General features: G+C 63.2%; 15 protein-coding genes. 9 read left to right on the top strand and 6 right to left on the bottom strand.

The features are described from left to right. Positions 1-19: 19 nt before the first annotated feature. The 7 genes from ACFSQT_RS15230 to ACFSQT_RS15200 all read left to right on the top strand — a co-directional run bounded on the left by ACFSQT_RS15230 (position 20) and on the right by ACFSQT_RS15200 (position 6838). A complete protein-coding gene (locus ACFSQT_RS15230) occupies positions 20-715 on the top strand; it encodes a TetR/AcrR family transcriptional regulator (protein ID WP_379019935.1) in 696 nt (231 codons plus the stop codon). A gap of 359 nt (positions 716-1074) precedes the next feature. Then, complete coding sequence (locus ACFSQT_RS15225) at positions 1075-2391, top strand: ABC transporter substrate-binding protein (protein ID WP_379019933.1); 1317 nt, start codon at positions 1075-1077, stop codon at positions 2389-2391. Between the two features lie 70 nt (positions 2392-2461). Further along, positions 2462-3367, top strand: coding sequence for a carbohydrate ABC transporter permease (locus ACFSQT_RS15220; RefSeq protein ID WP_379019931.1), 906 nt, complete (start codon positions 2462-2464; stop codon positions 3365-3367). A 1-nt stretch (position 3368) separates the two neighbouring features. After that, positions 3369-4328 carry a carbohydrate ABC transporter permease gene (locus ACFSQT_RS15215; protein WP_379019929.1) on the top strand — a complete coding sequence of 320 codons (960 nt, stop codon included), beginning with the start codon at positions 3369-3371 and terminating at the stop codon, positions 4326-4328. Continuing rightward, positions 4325-4546, top strand: a complete 222-nt coding sequence (locus ACFSQT_RS15210) for a hypothetical protein (protein WP_379019927.1) — start codon at positions 4325-4327, stop codon at positions 4544-4546. The genes ACFSQT_RS15215 and ACFSQT_RS15210 overlap by 4 nt, the downstream gene beginning before the upstream one ends. Continuing rightward, on the top strand, positions 4543-5646 hold the full coding sequence (locus ACFSQT_RS15205) for an ABC transporter ATP-binding protein (protein WP_379019925.1): 1104 nt from the start codon (positions 4543-4545) through the stop codon (positions 5644-5646). Before ACFSQT_RS15210 ends, ACFSQT_RS15205 begins: the two co-directional genes overlap by 4 nt. A gap of 106 nt (positions 5647-5752) precedes the next feature. Beyond that, positions 5753-6838 carry an ABC transporter ATP-binding protein gene (locus ACFSQT_RS15200; protein WP_379019923.1) on the top strand — a complete coding sequence of 362 codons (1086 nt, stop codon included), beginning with the start codon at positions 5753-5755 and terminating at the stop codon, positions 6836-6838. Positions 6839-6851: 13 nt separating this feature from the next. On the opposite strand, the gene ACFSQT_RS15195 is transcribed toward ACFSQT_RS15200, so the two are convergent. The 3 genes from ACFSQT_RS15195 to ACFSQT_RS15185 all read right to left on the bottom strand — a co-directional run bounded on the left by ACFSQT_RS15195 (position 6852) and on the right by ACFSQT_RS15185 (position 9447). Continuing rightward, a complete protein-coding gene (locus ACFSQT_RS15195) occupies positions 6852-7283 on the bottom strand; it encodes a DUF4437 domain-containing protein (protein WP_379019921.1) in 432 nt (143 codons plus the stop codon). 150 nt (positions 7284-7433) lie between these two features. Then, positions 7434-8402, bottom strand: a complete 969-nt coding sequence (locus ACFSQT_RS15190) for an AraC family transcriptional regulator (RefSeq protein ID WP_379019919.1) — start codon at positions 8400-8402, stop codon at positions 7434-7436. Between the two features lie 64 nt (positions 8403-8466). After that, positions 8467-9447: an AraC family transcriptional regulator gene (locus tag ACFSQT_RS15185; protein WP_379019917.1), complete on the bottom strand. Its 981-nt coding sequence runs from the start codon at positions 9445-9447 to the stop codon at positions 8467-8469. A 185-nt stretch (positions 9448-9632) separates the two neighbouring features. Here ACFSQT_RS15185 and ACFSQT_RS15180 point away from each other — a divergent pair, with 185 nt between their 5' ends. Further along, complete coding sequence (locus ACFSQT_RS15180) at positions 9633-10847, top strand: MFS transporter (protein WP_379019915.1); 1215 nt, start codon at positions 9633-9635, stop codon at positions 10845-10847. A gap of 144 nt (positions 10848-10991) precedes the next feature. On the opposite strand, the gene ACFSQT_RS15175 is transcribed toward ACFSQT_RS15180, so the two are convergent. After that, positions 10992-11339 (bottom strand): GFA family protein, encoded by a 348-nt coding sequence (locus tag ACFSQT_RS15175; protein WP_379019913.1) that lies wholly within the window; start codon positions 11337-11339, stop codon positions 10992-10994. Between the two features lie 121 nt (positions 11340-11460). Between ACFSQT_RS15175 and ACFSQT_RS15170 the strand changes: the two genes are divergently transcribed. Beyond that, a complete protein-coding gene (locus ACFSQT_RS15170) occupies positions 11461-12762 on the top strand; it encodes an amidase (protein WP_379019911.1) in 1302 nt (433 codons plus the stop codon). Between the two features lie 12 nt (positions 12763-12774). On the opposite strand, the gene ACFSQT_RS15165 is transcribed toward ACFSQT_RS15170, so the two are convergent. Both ACFSQT_RS15165 and ACFSQT_RS15160 read right to left on the bottom strand, forming a co-directional pair. Continuing rightward, a complete protein-coding gene (locus ACFSQT_RS15165) occupies positions 12775-13164 on the bottom strand; it encodes a hypothetical protein (protein WP_379019909.1) in 390 nt (129 codons plus the stop codon). Between the two features lie 42 nt (positions 13165-13206). Then, the gene (locus tag ACFSQT_RS15160; RefSeq protein WP_379019907.1) at positions 13207-14187 is read right to left on the bottom strand and encodes a hydroxyacid dehydrogenase; all 981 of its coding nucleotides are present in this window, start codon (positions 14185-14187) and stop codon (positions 13207-13209) included.

Raw genomic sequence — 14187 nt, 5'->3', positions numbered from 1 at the left:
ACGCGCGTATCGTATTGATATGGATGTCTCACGTCAACAATCCACGGCGAGCGACGACGCCGAGCGGGGAAGCGGCCCAGCGCTGGAGCGTGGACCGCGCGCGCGCACGAAACGGCTGATGCTGGAGACAGCGACACGGCTGATGCAGGCGGGCGTCACGCCGTCGGTCAGCGAGGTTGCGGAGGCGGCCGAGGTTTCCCGCGCCACCGCCTATCGTTATTTTCCGAGCCAGGCCGCACTGGTGCAGGCCGTCGTCGACGAGGGGCTGGGGCCAATCCTCACCTGGCAATCGACCTCCGCCGATGCCGAGCGCCGGGTCATCGAATTGTTCGACACCGCCATGCCGCGCATCGAGGCCTTCGAGGCCACATTCAAGGCGGCATTGAAGCTGTCGCTCGATCAATGGGCGCGGCGCCAGGCCGGCACGATGGGCGGCGAGCCCGCCTTCACCCGCGGCCACCGCATCGACTTGCTGAAGGAGGCGATCGCACCGCTCAAGGGCCGCCTGCCGCCGCGCGACTTCAAGCGGCTGGCACAGGCGCTGTCGCTGATCTTCGGCGTCGAGGTGCTGATCGTACTCAAGGATATCTGGGGGCTGGACAGCCGCAGGATGATGTCGGTCGCGCAATGGGCCGCCGGGGCGCTGGTGCGCGCGGCGGTCGCGGAATCGATCAGTGAAGGAGGCAGTATCGATCCGACGGCGGTCGCGAAATAGCTCCTATCTGGTTCGACCAGATTTGCATGCCGACTACTGATATTAACAGCTGTGCGGGGGGGCGGACAACACTTGTGCGTATCACTGAGTAGGAAAATCTTGGTAAAACAGGCAGATAAAGCCGGAATCCGATAGCAATGGCCAAGTCGAGCTGCCAAGATAGGACTTGACGCGCAGGCAAGATTGGTAATACCAGATTGGGTCAGAAACGCGGATCGAAAGTGAGGGCTGCGATCCATTTTCCGGCAGGGCGTGGAGGTCCGAAACCGGAAAGGTGCGATCACGGGAGGAACTACCAGGGCCGGTCCCGTTGCCGGCTCGCATGACAAGGTAGAATGCGCACAAGGGAGGAAATCATTATGCGCAAGTTTGTGACCAGCGTGCTTGCTGGTATCGGCTTAACGCTTGCCTGCGGGACGTCCGTCTACGCGCAGGAAAAGTCACTCACCATCTTCTGGGCGGAATGGGATCCGGCCAATTATTTGCAGGAACTCGGCAACGAGTACGAGAAGGAAACCGGCGTCAAGATCACTGTGGAGACCACGCCTTGGCCCGACTTCCAGACCAAGGCCTTCACCGAGTTCAACGCCCATGGCGACGCCTATGATATGGTCGTCGGCGACTCGCAATGGCTCGGTGCCGGCTCGACCGGCGGCCACTATGTCGACCTGACCGACTTCTTCAACAAGCACAAGGTCGGCGACGTGATGGCGCCGGCGACGGTGAAGTACTACGCCGAATATCCGGGCGGCAGCAGCAAGTACTGGGCTATCCCGCTTGAAGGCGACGCCGTCGGCTGGTCCTATCGCAAGGACTGGTTCGAGGATCCGAAGGAAAAGGAAGCCTTCAAGGCCAAGTACGGCTACGATCTCGACGTGCCGAAGGATTTCAAGGCGCTGCGCGACATCGCCGAGTTCTTCTACCGGCCGGACCAGAAAAAATACGGCATCGCCATCTACACAGACAATTCCTATGACGCGATGGCGATGGGCTTCGAGAACGCGCTGTTCTCCTACGGCGGCGAACTGGGTGATTATTCGACCTACAAGGTCGATGGCTTCATCAACTCCGACAAAGCGGTCGCAGCGCTCGACGCCTACAAGGAGCTTTACAAGTTCACGCCTCCAGGCTGGGCCAAGTCGTTCTTCGTCGAAGACAACCAGGCGATCACCGAAGGCCTGGCCGCGATGAGCATGAACTACTTTGCGTTCTTCCCGTCGCTGATCAACGAAGCGTCGAACCCGAACGCCAAGAACACCGGCTTCTTCGCCAACCCACCCGGCCCGAACGGCGACCAGTTCGCCGCGCTCGGTGGGCAAGGCATCTCGATCGTGTCCTACTCGCAGAAGCAGGACGAGGCGATCAAGTTCCTTGAATGGTTCATCAAGGACGAGACCCAGAAGAAGTGGGCGGCGCTTGGCGGCTACACCTGCAGTGCCGCCGTGCTCAAGTCGCCTGAATTCCAGAACGCAACGCCGTACAACAAGGCCTTCTACGAGACCATGTTCAAGGTGAAGGATTTCTGGGCGGTGCCGGAATATGCCGAACTGCTGCAGCAGCTCAACCAGCGTGTCTATCCCTACATGATCGGCGGCGAAGGCACCGCCAAGGAAACGCTGGACGCCCTGGCGGGCGACTGGAACGCGACCTTCAAGAAGTACGGCCGCGGTCAGTAACAAATCATGCCTCACGGAGGGGGGCGTTGGTGCCTCCTCCGTTTCCTTTTGTGCAAACGGGAGCAGGGTCTTGGCGACCACTATGATCACCACGCTGGACAGGTCTTCAAGAGCGGCCGCGCGCGGCCTCAGCGACATTTCGATCCGCAACCTCTTCATCATCCCGACGGTCCTGTTCCTGATCGTCTTCAACATCTTTCCGCTGATCTATTCGCTTGGCTATTCCTTCACCGACTTTCGCGCGTCGACCAACGCGCCGGCGAATTTCGTCGGGCTGCAGAACTATCGCGACCTGCTCAACGATCCCTATGTCTGGTCCAACTTCGCCATCACCGCGAAGTACGTCATCATCTCGGTCGCCGGCCAGCTGATCGTCGGTTTCGGCGTGGCGATGCTGCTCAATCGCGACATCCCGCTGAAGGGGTTGCTGACGACGCTGCTGCTTTTGCCGATGATGCTGTCGATGGCCGTCGTCGGCCTGTTCTGGAAGCTGCTCTACGACCCTTCCTTCGGCATCATCAACTATGCACTCGGCCTCGGCACCTTCGAATGGCTGTCTGACCCGAAGATGGCGCTCTATGCCGTCGCGCTGACCGATATCTGGATGTGGTCGCCCTTCGTCATGCTGTTGTCGCTCGCCGGCCTGTCGGCGGTGCCGAAGCATCTCTACGAAGCCGCCGCGATCGATCGCGCCGGACCGTTCTACACCTTCTTTCGCATCACGCTGCCGCTGGTCGCGCCGATCCTGATGATCGCGGTCATCTTCCGCACCATGGAGGCATTCAAGACCTTCGATCTCGCCTACATCCTGACCAGCCAGCCGACGGCCGAACTGATCTCGATCCGGCTTTACAAGATGGCATTCCAGGAATGGCAGACCGGGCGCTCCTGCGCACTCGCCTACATCGTGCTGATCATGGTGCTGGCGATCACCAACATCTACGTCAAATACCTCAACAAGGTGAAGGAGCGCTGAGATGGCTGCCGTACGCACTTCTTCCGAAATCGGCTTCAACCGTGTCGCCATCGTCGCCGTCCTGTTGGTGACGATCATCTTCCTTGCGCCGATCTACTGGATTGCCTCGACGGCGTTCAAGCCGCGCAATCTCGCCACCACCATCCCGCCGACGGTCGTCTTCCAGCCGGAAATATCGCCCTTCGTCAAGCTGTTCGCCAAGCGCTCGCAGATGCGCAACCCGGCGTCGCCGGAGGAGTATGCGGCCGCTCCCTGGTGGGAGCGCGTCGTCTTCGACGGCGGCGAAAAGATCGTGCGTGACGGCAAGGGCCAGGTACAGTGGTCCGGCTATCCGAGCCGTTTCCTGAACTCGCTGATCATCGCCATCACCTCGACGATGCTGGCGGTCGGCATGGGAACGTTCACCGCCTATGGCTTCTCACGTTTCAAGGTGAAGGGCGAGGCGGACCTGCTGTTCTTCATCCTGTCGACACGCATGCTGCCGCCGGTGGTGGTGGCGATTCCGATGTTCCTGATGTACCGGGCGGTCGGCCTTAACGATACCCATGTCGGGCTGATCATCCTCTACACCGCCTTCAACCTGTCCTTCTCGGTGTGGCTGATGAAGGGCTTCATGGACGAGATCCCGAAAGAGTATGAAGAGGCAGCCCTCGTCGACGGCTACACGCGCATGGAGGCCTTCTTCAAGATCGTGCTGCCCGAGGCCGCAACCGGCATCGCCGCTACCGCCGTCTTCTGCTTTATCACAGCGTGGAACGAATATGCCTTCGCGCTGATCATGACCAGCCGCCGTGCCCAGACAGCACCGCCCTTCATCCCCAGCCAGGTCGGCTCCGGCCTGCCGGACTGGTCGGTGATCGCCGCGGGGACCTTCCTGTTCCTGCTTCCGGTCGCGATCTTCACCTTCCTGCTCCGCAATCATCTGTTGCGCGGCATGTCCTTCGGAGCAATCCGCAAATGAGCTTTCGCGCCATCAATCAGAAATATCTGGAGCCCGGCAGCCAGGTGCTGATGGTGCTTGGCATCGTCGCACTCTGCCAGCCCTGGAACATGCCGCTGCACACATACGGCCTGACGATCATCCTGATCGGGCTGATCGGCTTCAACATCACATCGAAGATCGCGCCGGAAGAAAAGGCCGGCACGGGACAGATGCGAAATCCGGGAGCACAGCATTGACCCAGATCGAGCTTCGCGGCGTCCAGAAATTCTTCGGTGCCGTTCAGGTCATCAAGGACCTGAACCTGAAGATCAACGACAACGAGTTCATCGTTCTGCTCGGCCAGTCGGGCTGCGGCAAGACGACGACCTTGCGTGCCGTCGCCGGTCTGGAAACGATCGACGAGGGCGATATCCTCATCGACGGCAAGCCCATCCAGCATCTGAAGGCCGCCGATCGCGACATCGCCATGGTCTTCCAGTCGTTCTCGCTCTACCCGCATATGAGCGTCTACGAGAACATCGCCTTTCCCTTGCGCGCCACGCGCAAGAGCAAGAGCGAGATCGACTCAGAGGTGCGCTCGGTCGCCAAGACGCTGCAGATATCGGACCTGCTCGACAAGAAACCGTCGGCGCTTTCGGGCGGCGACATGCAGCGCGTGGCCATCGGCCGGGCGCTGGTGCGGCGGCCGAAGGCGATGCTGATGGACGAGCCGATCGGCGCGCTCGACGCCAAGCTGCGCGAGGAGATGCGGGCCGAAATCAAGCGGCTCCACATCAAGCAGGGTTCGACCACCATCTATGTCACGCACGATCAGATCGAGGCGATGAGCCTCGCCGACCGCATCGTCATCATGCATGAAGGCGTGCTGCAGCAGGTGGGAACGCCGGACGAGGTCTATTCGCACCCGGCCAATCTGTTCGTGGCGCAATTCGTCGGCAGTCCGGTGATGAACGTCGCCGACGTGGCGGTCGCCGAGACGGCGTCCTCGGTCTCGGTGACGGTCGGCGGGGCTGCCGCCGGCTTTGAATTCCCACGGGCGCTACTGTCGAAGCTCAACGGCCATGCCGGCGGCCAACTCGCGCTCGGCATCCGCCCCGAAGGCGTCCTCATCCGTCGCGACGCGGCTGACGGGTTCCTGCTGGTCGAGACGCAGATCGTCGAGCCGCTTGGCTCCTTCGACATCGTCGACCTCAAGGTCGGCTCCAAGATGCTGCGCGCCCGCACCAAGAGCGGCTTCGTCAGCGGTCCAGGCGAAAAGGTCTTCGCCCGGGTCGATCCGGCCCAGGCGCATTTCTTCGACACGGCAAGCGGCAAGTCGCTGGGGGTGAGACTGTGACGGCCGCAGGCCGCGAAAAGCCGACGATTTGGCTTTTCGAACAGTCGAACGCCCGGAGCCATATCGGAGGGCAGACCGTCCTCGCAAAGCATCGAGACAACTGACCATGGCCCATATCCAGCTCAAGAACATCTCGAAGACATTCGGCAATCACACGGCCTTGACCGGGCTCGATCTCGACATCGCCGATGGCGAGTTCTTTGTGTTGCTCGGCGAGACGGGCGCCGGCAAGACGACGACGCTGCGGCTGATCGCCGGTCTGGAGAAGCCCAGCGAAGGCCATGTCTTCATCGACGGCGTCGACGTTGCAGACTGGGGTGCGGCAGAGCGCGACGTGGCGCTGGTGCTGCAGCAATACTCGCTCTATCCGCGCTACACGGTACGGGAAAATCTCGAGTTCCCGCTGAAGTCGAAGATCCGCCGGCTGCCTGACGCCGAGATCAAGGACCGCGTCGATCGCGCCGCCCGCACGCTCAGGATCGAACATCTGCTCGACCGAAAGACCGATCGCCTGTCCGGTGGCGAGATGCAGCGCGTCTCGATCGGCCGCGCCATCGTGCGCAAGCCGCGCGTGTTCCTGATGGACGAACCGCTGTCGGCGCTCGATGCCAAATTGCGCGAGGCGCTGCGCACAGAACTCAAGAACCTGCAAATGCAGCTCGGCGCCACCTTCCTGTTCGTCACCCACGACCAGATCGAGGCGATGTCGATGGGCGACAAGGTCGGCGTGCTCAACCACGGCCGCATCGTCCAGACCGGCACGCCGCATGAGATCTACAACAATCCGCGCGACACCTATGTGGCAAGCTTCGTCGGCTCGCCGCCGATGAACCTGATCGACGGCAAGCTTGTGAACGGCCGCGCGGTGATGGCGCCGCTGAACTTCGAACTGCCTTTTTCAGGGGGACCCAAGGCGAGTGCGGCGACCGATGGTCGCCCACTCGTCTTCGGCATCCGTCCCGAGGACGTCTATCTCGAGAGCGGCGCGCCGGTCGAGGCGCACGTCCACGATGTCGAGAACCATGGCGTCGAAAAGATCCTGACGCTGCGCGTCGGCGACGCCATGCTGCGCGCCACCGTGCCGGCGAGGACCGATGTCGCCATCGAGCAGCCGGTGCGCTTTGCCTGGAACCCGGACAAGGTGGTGCTGTTCGACAAGGGCAGCGGCGTCAATTTGCGCCACGCGTCATAGGCCGCAACCTCGCTTATTTCGGCAGGTAGGTCTCATAAGGCGTGTCGTTGATCAGCAGGATCACGCATTCGGTGTCGGACAGACAGGCGTCGTCATGCATCTCATCGGCCTTCTGGGTCCAGTAGGACCCGGGAGGCAGCTCGACCTTGGTTGCTTCGCCACCGTCCATCTGCCAGTGCGCCCACAGTCCCTGGATCACCACCGCGCGATAGTCGGCGGTGTGCGCGTGAACAGGCGCGCGCCAGTTGCCTGGCACTTTCAGCAAAGTTCCAGCCGGGCCTTTGGCGCGGTCACCCCAAAGCGCGCCGAGGCGCTGCGGCTGGTCCGGCGCTTCGGCGACATAGGGGATCTTGTCGGTCGGCACGTAGCTGTCTTCAAGGGCAAAGGCGCGCGCCGGGACCACGAACATGGCGGCGAGCGCCAGGACCTTCAGATGATTTGGCATTGGTTCTCCTCCTGGGCCGACTGCTGTCGGACCCTCACTTGCCGTGCGATGGCAAGCTATTGCATGCGGTCAACCCGGCAATGACATTGCGTCCGGAAGGCTTGGCAATTCATCCAATCCGGCTGCCTACGGCAGCGTTTCGGCATGACCTTAATGTTGTTCGACTGTGCCGTTGGTGCGCAGATGGCCAGGCGCGATGCCGACGATCCGCTTGAATGCCCGGCTGAACGACGCTTCGGAATCGTAGCCCAGTTTGGCGGCGACCACTGATACTCTCATCCGATCCTCGACCAGCCACAGCCGTGCCTGATGCATGCGCACCCGGGAAACATATCTTGCCGGTGTCTCGCCAACGATGGCGGTGAAGCGTTCGGCGAAAGCCGAACGTGAAGCGCCCATCTCCCTGGCGAGCGCTTCGACAGTCCAGTTCCCGTCGGGCTGCAGATGAATGGCCACCAGCACGCGGCCAATGTCGCGATCCCTGATCGCCGCGATCCAGCCGGTGGTGTCGCCGCCGCTGTTCTCTACCCATGAACGGATGATGGATGCGGCCAGCACGTCGGCGAGCCGCGCCAGCATGCCGCCAGAGCCGGGTCGGTTTACAGTCACTTCGCTTGCCATGGCCTCCAGCAGATGCGGAATGCCAGGCTCACCCACCATCAATTCCCCCGCGCGCATCATTTCCGGCATCATGCCCAGCAAAGGGTGCGATCCGCCCAGATTGAAGTGCATGCTGCCGCAAAACAGCAAGGTTTTCGGGCCATGGCCTCCATTCGAGACATTGAAGACGTTGTCCTGCAATGGCTCGACACTGTAGCTCTCGATCGGCACGGCCTGGACGCCTGGCGCGCTGGCAAGGATATGCTCGGCGCCACGCGGCAAAAGCAGTGCATCGCCGGCCTTCAGGTTCAACCATTCCCCGGATGGCGAAAACAGCCAGCATCCGCGGCGGCCGATGAAGTGAAACCGCGCCGCCTTCTGGGCTGGAAACAACACGGCCCACGGCTCGCCAAGCTCGCAGCGGCCGTAGTCGACGCCGTCCAGCCGCAAACCGCGCAACATGTCGGTCAGCGGACCGCCCGAGGCCGGCAAGATGTTCCTGGTTGAGCTGAAATCCATGCCGGTTTCTAGCCCGGAATGATCAGCCAGTCACGGTCAACATAGGCCAGAGCGGTTCATGGTTTCACGGAAACGCCGAGCCGCTTTCCTCGGCGCGAAGGTGGCTGGGCGGCGAGCCGATGACGCGCTTGAAGGCACGGCTGAAGGCGGCATCCGATTCATAGCCGAGGCGCGCGGCAACGACGGAGATCTTCATCCGGTCGCGGACCAGCCATTGTCTCGCCTGGTGCATTCTCACCTGGGTGACATATTTTGCCGGCGTTTCGCCAACGATGGTGGCGAACCGCTCGGCAAATCCCGATCGCGAGGCGCCCATCATCCTGGCCAGCGCATCGACCGTCCAGTCGTGGTTCGGTTCGAGATGGATGGCGGCCAGCACGCGGCCGATCTCGCGGTCCCTGACCGCCGCGATCCAGCCGGACGAGTCGCCGCAACCGCGCTCGACCCATGAGCGGATGACGGTGGCGGCAAGCACGTCAGCCAGCCGCGCCAGGATGCCGCCGGAGCCGACGCGCTCCATGGTCACTTCGCGCGCCATCGAGTCCAGCAGATGCGGTATGCCCGGTTCGTAGGCTTCCAGCTCATGCGTGCGCATCACATCCGGCATCATGCTGAGCAAGGGATGCAGGCCATCGAGATTGAAATACATGCTGGCGCAAAACAGCAGCGTTCCCGGTTGGCAATTCTTGTCGCACATCTCTGCGTTCGACGTGCAATAGACGTCCTTGCAGACCTCTTCGAGCTCGTAGCCGTGGATCGGCCAGGCCTGAGCGCCGGGTTCGCTGGCGAGGGTATGGGCAGCACCACGCGGCAGCAGCACTGCATCGCCTGCGTTGAGTTGCACCCATTCGCCGGATGGCTGCTTCAGCCAGCAGCCTCTGCGGCCGATGAAATGAAACCGCGCCCCGGGTTGGGCCGGGAACTGGATGCCCCAGGGCTCCTTCATTTCGCAGCGGCCATATTCGACGCCATCAAGGCGCAGCCCGCGCAAGATGTCGGTGAGCGGATCGCCAGTGATCGGGATTTTGGACGAATGGTCAAGCATAATGGGGTTTCTAGCATGGAAACTCCAGGCGGTCACTCCCTATGTTGCGTTGCAGCCAAATGCTGCGCTGCAAACAAGATTGGAAACCGGCCACATAGCCAAGCCGCGACGGCAAGGCATGTAAAGGGGTGGAGCCCCAGTCGGTCGTTCCCTATGCGGCGCTGCAAACAGATCGGAGACTGACCATGGCCGAACCCGCGACAGGCGTCATCGACGCCACTCTTCTGAACCCTGCGGAATCCGATGAACGAACCGAGCCGGCATGGGGTGCCGTGGTCTCGCTTGCACTTGGTGTTTTCGGCCTCGTTACCGCCGAGTTCCTGCCGGCCAGCCTGCTGACGCCGATGGCGCGCGACCTCGGCGTCACCGAAGGCGTGGCCGGACAAGCGGTGACGGCGACCGCCATCGTCGGCGCCATTGCCGCGCCCACTATGGCCATCATCACCAGGCGTATGGACCGCAGGCTGGTGATGTGGATGCTGACGATGTTCCTGATCCTTTCCAACCTGCTGGCCACCTTTGCCTCATCGCTTACCGTGCTTCTGCTTGCCCGCGTCGTGCTCGGCGTTGCGCTCGGCGGCTTCTGGGCGATGTCGGCGGCGATGGCGCTGCGGCTGGTGCCGATGCGGCTGATGCCGCGCGCCATGTCGATCATCCTCACGGGCGTTTCGCTGGCAACGGTCTGCGCGGCGCCGGTCGGCGCCTATGTCGGTGACATCTGGGGCTGGCGCACGGCCTTCATGATCGCGACCGTCGTCGGCGCCCTGGCGCTGCTGGTGCAGGTTGCCACCATCCCGAAATTGCCGCCCATGGGCGTGGCAAGCTTCCGCACCTTGCTCGACGTACTCGAGCGTCCCTCCATCAGGATGGCGCTGCTGGTCGTGCTGCTGGTCGCTTCCGGGCACTTTGCCGGCTTCACCTATGTCCGGCCCTTCCTCGAGAAGGTCCCGGTGCTCGACATCGAGACGATCTCGCTGGTGCTGCTGGCCTATGGCATAGGCGGCTTCTTCGGCAATGTTGCCGGCGGCATCCTGGCCGAACGCAACCTCAAGGCAGCCGTTGCGCTGGCGCCCTTGCTGATTGCCGTGGCCGCTGCCTCGATGTTGGTCTTCGGCGCCTTGCCCACGATCGCCGCCACCGCGGTTGCAGTCTGGGGCTTTGCCTTCGGCGCGGTGCCGGTCGGGCTGCAGAGCTGGCTGGTGCGGGCCGCGCCCGATCAGGCCGAAAGCGCCGGCGGGCTCATGGTTGCGACGTTCCAGGTGGCGATTGCGCTGGGCGCTGTCTTCGGTGGCCTGCTGGTCGATCATGCCGGTGTGTCCAGCGCCTTCGCCTATTGCGGCACGGCGACATTGCTGGCGGCTGTCGTGGTGTTCCTGCGTGGCCCGAAGCGCGCCGAGTAGGCGCAGGACTCACCATCCGGGGATCGCTTCCCTGACATTGCGCGTCGGCCCGAGACCCATCACGGTTTTCGGGCCGATGCCGTTGTGTGGCAGCGGCAAACGACTTTGCCAAAGCGGCCGATGTGACCGGGGGTACCGACAGGCTCAGGCCGCACGCCCGTCGAAGTCGAAGACCGGCAAGGTGGAAGGGTCGAAATCCGCAACGCAGTGCATGTTGACGTAGGCGCTGCGTTCACCGCCTTCGCCGACATCCTCCGCGAAGGGGTGGATTCCGCAGGCTCGGCAAAAACGGTGCGCGATGGCGTGGTTGCCGAATGTGTAGGTGCCGAGATCATCGCCCCAGGCCAGAACCTGCAAGGTCTCGTGCGGGATGGCGCACAACAGGGCACCTTTGCGCGAGCAGATCGAGCAATTGCACCGCACGGCGCCGGCCAGCTGGGCTTCGAATTCGAAGGTGACCTTGCCGCAGTGACAGCTGCCTTTGTAGAGCATCGGATATTTTCCTCGTGTTCGGCAGTGTGCAAAACCGCTTGCGCCGGGTTAAGTCTCGGCAAGCCATGCGCTGGCCGCCACCCCTTAAGACGTTCAAGGCGTCTGGAGTCCGACACCGAAAATGCGTTCAGTCCGCGATCATCTGGAAGAAAACATCATGGCGCGCCTCGCCGCCCGTGTCGACGAAGAACGCGTGTTCACCAAGCTGTACACCGAGGCCGCGCGGGCCGCGGCCGACGCCAGCGATGCCCGCAAGCGGGCCGGCGTGACGCTCGGACCGCTCGACGGCACCATTGTCTCGATCAAGGACCTGTTCGATGTCGCCGGTGAACCAACCACGGCCGGCTCGCTGATGCCCAGGAACGCCGCGCCCGCCCTGCGCGATGCCGCCATAGTCGGCCGGCTGCGGCAGGCCGGCGCGGTGATCATTGGCAAGACCAATATGACCGAATTCGCCTTCACCGCGATCGGGGACAACCCGCACTATGGCACGCCCGGCAATGCGACGGATGCCAGCCGCATCCCGGGCGGCTCGTCTTCGGGTGCAGGCGTTTCCGTTGGTGAAGGCACCTGCGACATCGCCATCGGCTCGGATACCGGCGGTTCGGTGCGCATACCGGCATCGCTCAACGGTGTCGTCGGCTTCAAGCCGACGGCGCGGCGCGTGCCATTGACCGGCGCCTATCCATTATCCGCGACTCTGGATTCGATCGGACCGCTCGCGCTGAGTGTCGCTGCGTGCGCGATCGCCGACGCCGCGATGGCCGGCGAGGAACCGCCGGCACTGCATGTGCCGCTCCCACTTGCCGGGCTTCGCGTCGGTATTACGCGCGGCGTTCTTTTCGAAGACACCGAAAGTGCGATCACCGCGGCGTTCGATCGCAGCCTTCGCAAGATCGAGCAGACTGGCGCGCACCTGGCGGAGATATCGATCGACGACCTGCTCGCAGATATGCGTTCTGCCACCAGGCGTGGTTCGATTGCCGCCATGGAAGGGGCCGAGATCCATGCCGACTGGTTGGCGACAGGGGCATTGGTGCCGGTCGACCCGCACGTCAGCGGGCCCTTGTCGCGCGCCGCTTCTATACCAACGCCAGTCTACATCAGGGCGATACGCCGCCGCGCCGCGCTCGTCGCCGCCATGGACGAGCGTCTGGCATCGGTCGATGTGCTGGCCCTGCCAACCACACCGGTGACCGCGCCGACGATCGTTTCCATCGCCAAGGACGCAGGCCTGCGCGACCGCACCGAAGGCCTGCTGCTGCGCAACACGCAGGTCGCCAACCAGTTCGACCTCTGTGCGATCTCGCTGCCGATGCCGGGCATGGTGCGACAGGCAGGATTGATGCTGATGGCGCGCAATGGCCGCGACCACCATCTGCTGCGGATCGCGGCCGAGGTGGAGCGTTTGCTTGGTCCGTGACCCCTGTGAATATCAGTGCGACGAACAATGCTTGCGTTCGCTGTCCCTGGCTGCGCGCACGATGCCGGTCGCGACCAGCCAGGGCAGGCTGTAGTCCTTTCCGGCGATGGTCTGCGTGCGATGCTCGATCGATCCCCTGACGACGAGCTTTCCGGCGTAAAGCGCGTCTGAAAGATCCGTCAACGCCTTGTCGGCCTGCGGCAATCCGCTGCTGTCGATCGACACGCCCTTGATGATCGTGCCGGTGGCAAGGTCGAGCGCGCTGTTCGACGGGCAAGGCGCCTTCAAGCAGCGCAGCCCATTGTCGCAATAGACATAGCTGCTCTCGGCCGCGGCAAGCGACGGCACGAGGCTTGTCGAAGCCGTGGCAAGAGACAGCAGCACGGAGCGAAGCCTGGACATGGGCGCAAACCTCGCCAGAAAATGAGGCGAAACGGCGATGTGCTACAGGCTCGCCGCAAACCGCCGCCGGTAGTGATCGACCACTTCGGGATTGCGCAGGTTGACCGGCAGCTTGTTGGCCAGCACGAGCAAGGCTTCACCGGCCGCGCCGACGCCCATGCGCATCATCGATTCCTCGGTGATGCCGGCCATATGCGGGGTGATGATGACATTGTCGAAGCTGAAATAGGGATGATTTGGCGGCAGCGGCTGCGTCGCAAACACATCGAGCGCGGCACCGCCGATGCGGCGTTTCCGCAAGGCCTCGATCAGCGCGTCGTCGTCGATGACCGGTCCGCGCGACACGTTGATCAGCAGCGCATTGGGCTTCATGCGGGCGATCCGCTCGCGATTGATCAGGCCACGCGTCTCCGGCGTCAGCGGGCAGCACAAAACGATGATGTCGCTCTGCTCGACCAGCGCGTCGATCGACAGGAAGCCGACTTTCTCCGGCGCCGGCTGCATGCTGCGCGTCGTTGCCACCACCTTCAGGTCGAAGCCATGCGCCGCAATATGGCCGACGGCCTGGCCAACGGCACCGAGGCCGACGATGCCGATCGTCTTGCCGGCAAGTTCGCTGTTGGAGTTGGCGTGCTCGCGGCCGGTGAGCCAGCCTTTCGCGCGCAGGTCGCGGTCGACGATGCGGAAGCGGCGAAGCAGGGCAAGGGCCGCGAACATGACGTGTTCGGCGACCGAGCGGGCATTGACCGCCGGCACATTCGCCACCAGCACACCGGCCGCGAACGCTGCTTCCATCGGGATCATATCGAGCCCGGCGCCATGGCGGATCGCCGCTCTCAGCTTCGCGGCACCCTCGAAAAGCTGTGGCGGCAGAGGCGCGCGCACGATGACGATGTCGGCGTTCTTCGCCTCGGCGGCCAGCGTGCCTGGATCGAGCGCGGAAGCGACGATAAGCTCGCCGGCGCCGGCCAACATGGCCGAGGCGCGCGGATGCAGGGGGTGCGTGGTGAGGATGCGGGCCAT

This window comes from Mesorhizobium calcicola (assembly GCF_042682105.1).
In the GTDB taxonomy this organism is placed as follows: domain Bacteria; phylum Pseudomonadota; class Alphaproteobacteria; order Rhizobiales; family Rhizobiaceae; genus Mesorhizobium; species Mesorhizobium calcicola.
The sequence above is the reverse complement of the archived record's forward strand: the minus strand, read 5'-3'. Positions and strand labels throughout refer to the sequence as shown.

Coding starts and splice junctions, on each gene's coding strand:
- ACFSQT_RS15230 (WP_379019935.1), top strand. CDS start 20: ATGGATGTCTCACGTCAACAATCCACGGCGAGCGACGACGCCGAGCGG.
- ACFSQT_RS15225 (WP_379019933.1), top strand. CDS start 1,075: ATGCGCAAGTTTGTGACCAGCGTGCTTGCTGGTATCGGCTTAACGCTT.
- ACFSQT_RS15215 (WP_379019929.1), top strand. CDS start 3,369: ATGGCTGCCGTACGCACTTCTTCCGAAATCGGCTTCAACCGTGTCGCC.
- ACFSQT_RS15210 (WP_379019927.1), top strand. CDS start 4,325: ATGAGCTTTCGCGCCATCAATCAGAAATATCTGGAGCCCGGCAGCCAG.
- ACFSQT_RS15200 (WP_379019923.1), top strand. CDS start 5,753: ATGGCCCATATCCAGCTCAAGAACATCTCGAAGACATTCGGCAATCAC.
- ACFSQT_RS15195 (WP_379019921.1), bottom strand. CDS start 7,283: ATGCCAAATCATCTGAAGGTCCTGGCGCTCGCCGCCATGTTCGTGGTC.
- ACFSQT_RS15190 (WP_379019919.1), bottom strand. CDS start 8,402: ATGGATTTCAGCTCAACCAGGAACATCTTGCCGGCCTCGGGCGGTCCG.
- ACFSQT_RS15185 (WP_379019917.1), bottom strand. CDS start 9,447: ATGCTTGACCATTCGTCCAAAATCCCGATCACTGGCGATCCGCTCACC.
- ACFSQT_RS15180 (WP_379019915.1), top strand. CDS start 9,633: ATGGCCGAACCCGCGACAGGCGTCATCGACGCCACTCTTCTGAACCCT.
- ACFSQT_RS15175 (WP_379019913.1), bottom strand. CDS start 11,339: ATGCTCTACAAAGGCAGCTGTCACTGCGGCAAGGTCACCTTCGAATTC.
- ACFSQT_RS15170 (WP_379019911.1), top strand. CDS start 11,461: ATGCGTTCAGTCCGCGATCATCTGGAAGAAAACATCATGGCGCGCCTC.
- ACFSQT_RS15165 (WP_379019909.1), bottom strand. CDS start 13,164: ATGTCCAGGCTTCGCTCCGTGCTGCTGTCTCTTGCCACGGCTTCGACA.
- ACFSQT_RS15160 (WP_379019907.1), bottom strand. CDS start 14,187: ATGGCCCGCATCCTCACCACGCACCCCCTGCATCCGCGCGCCTCGGCC.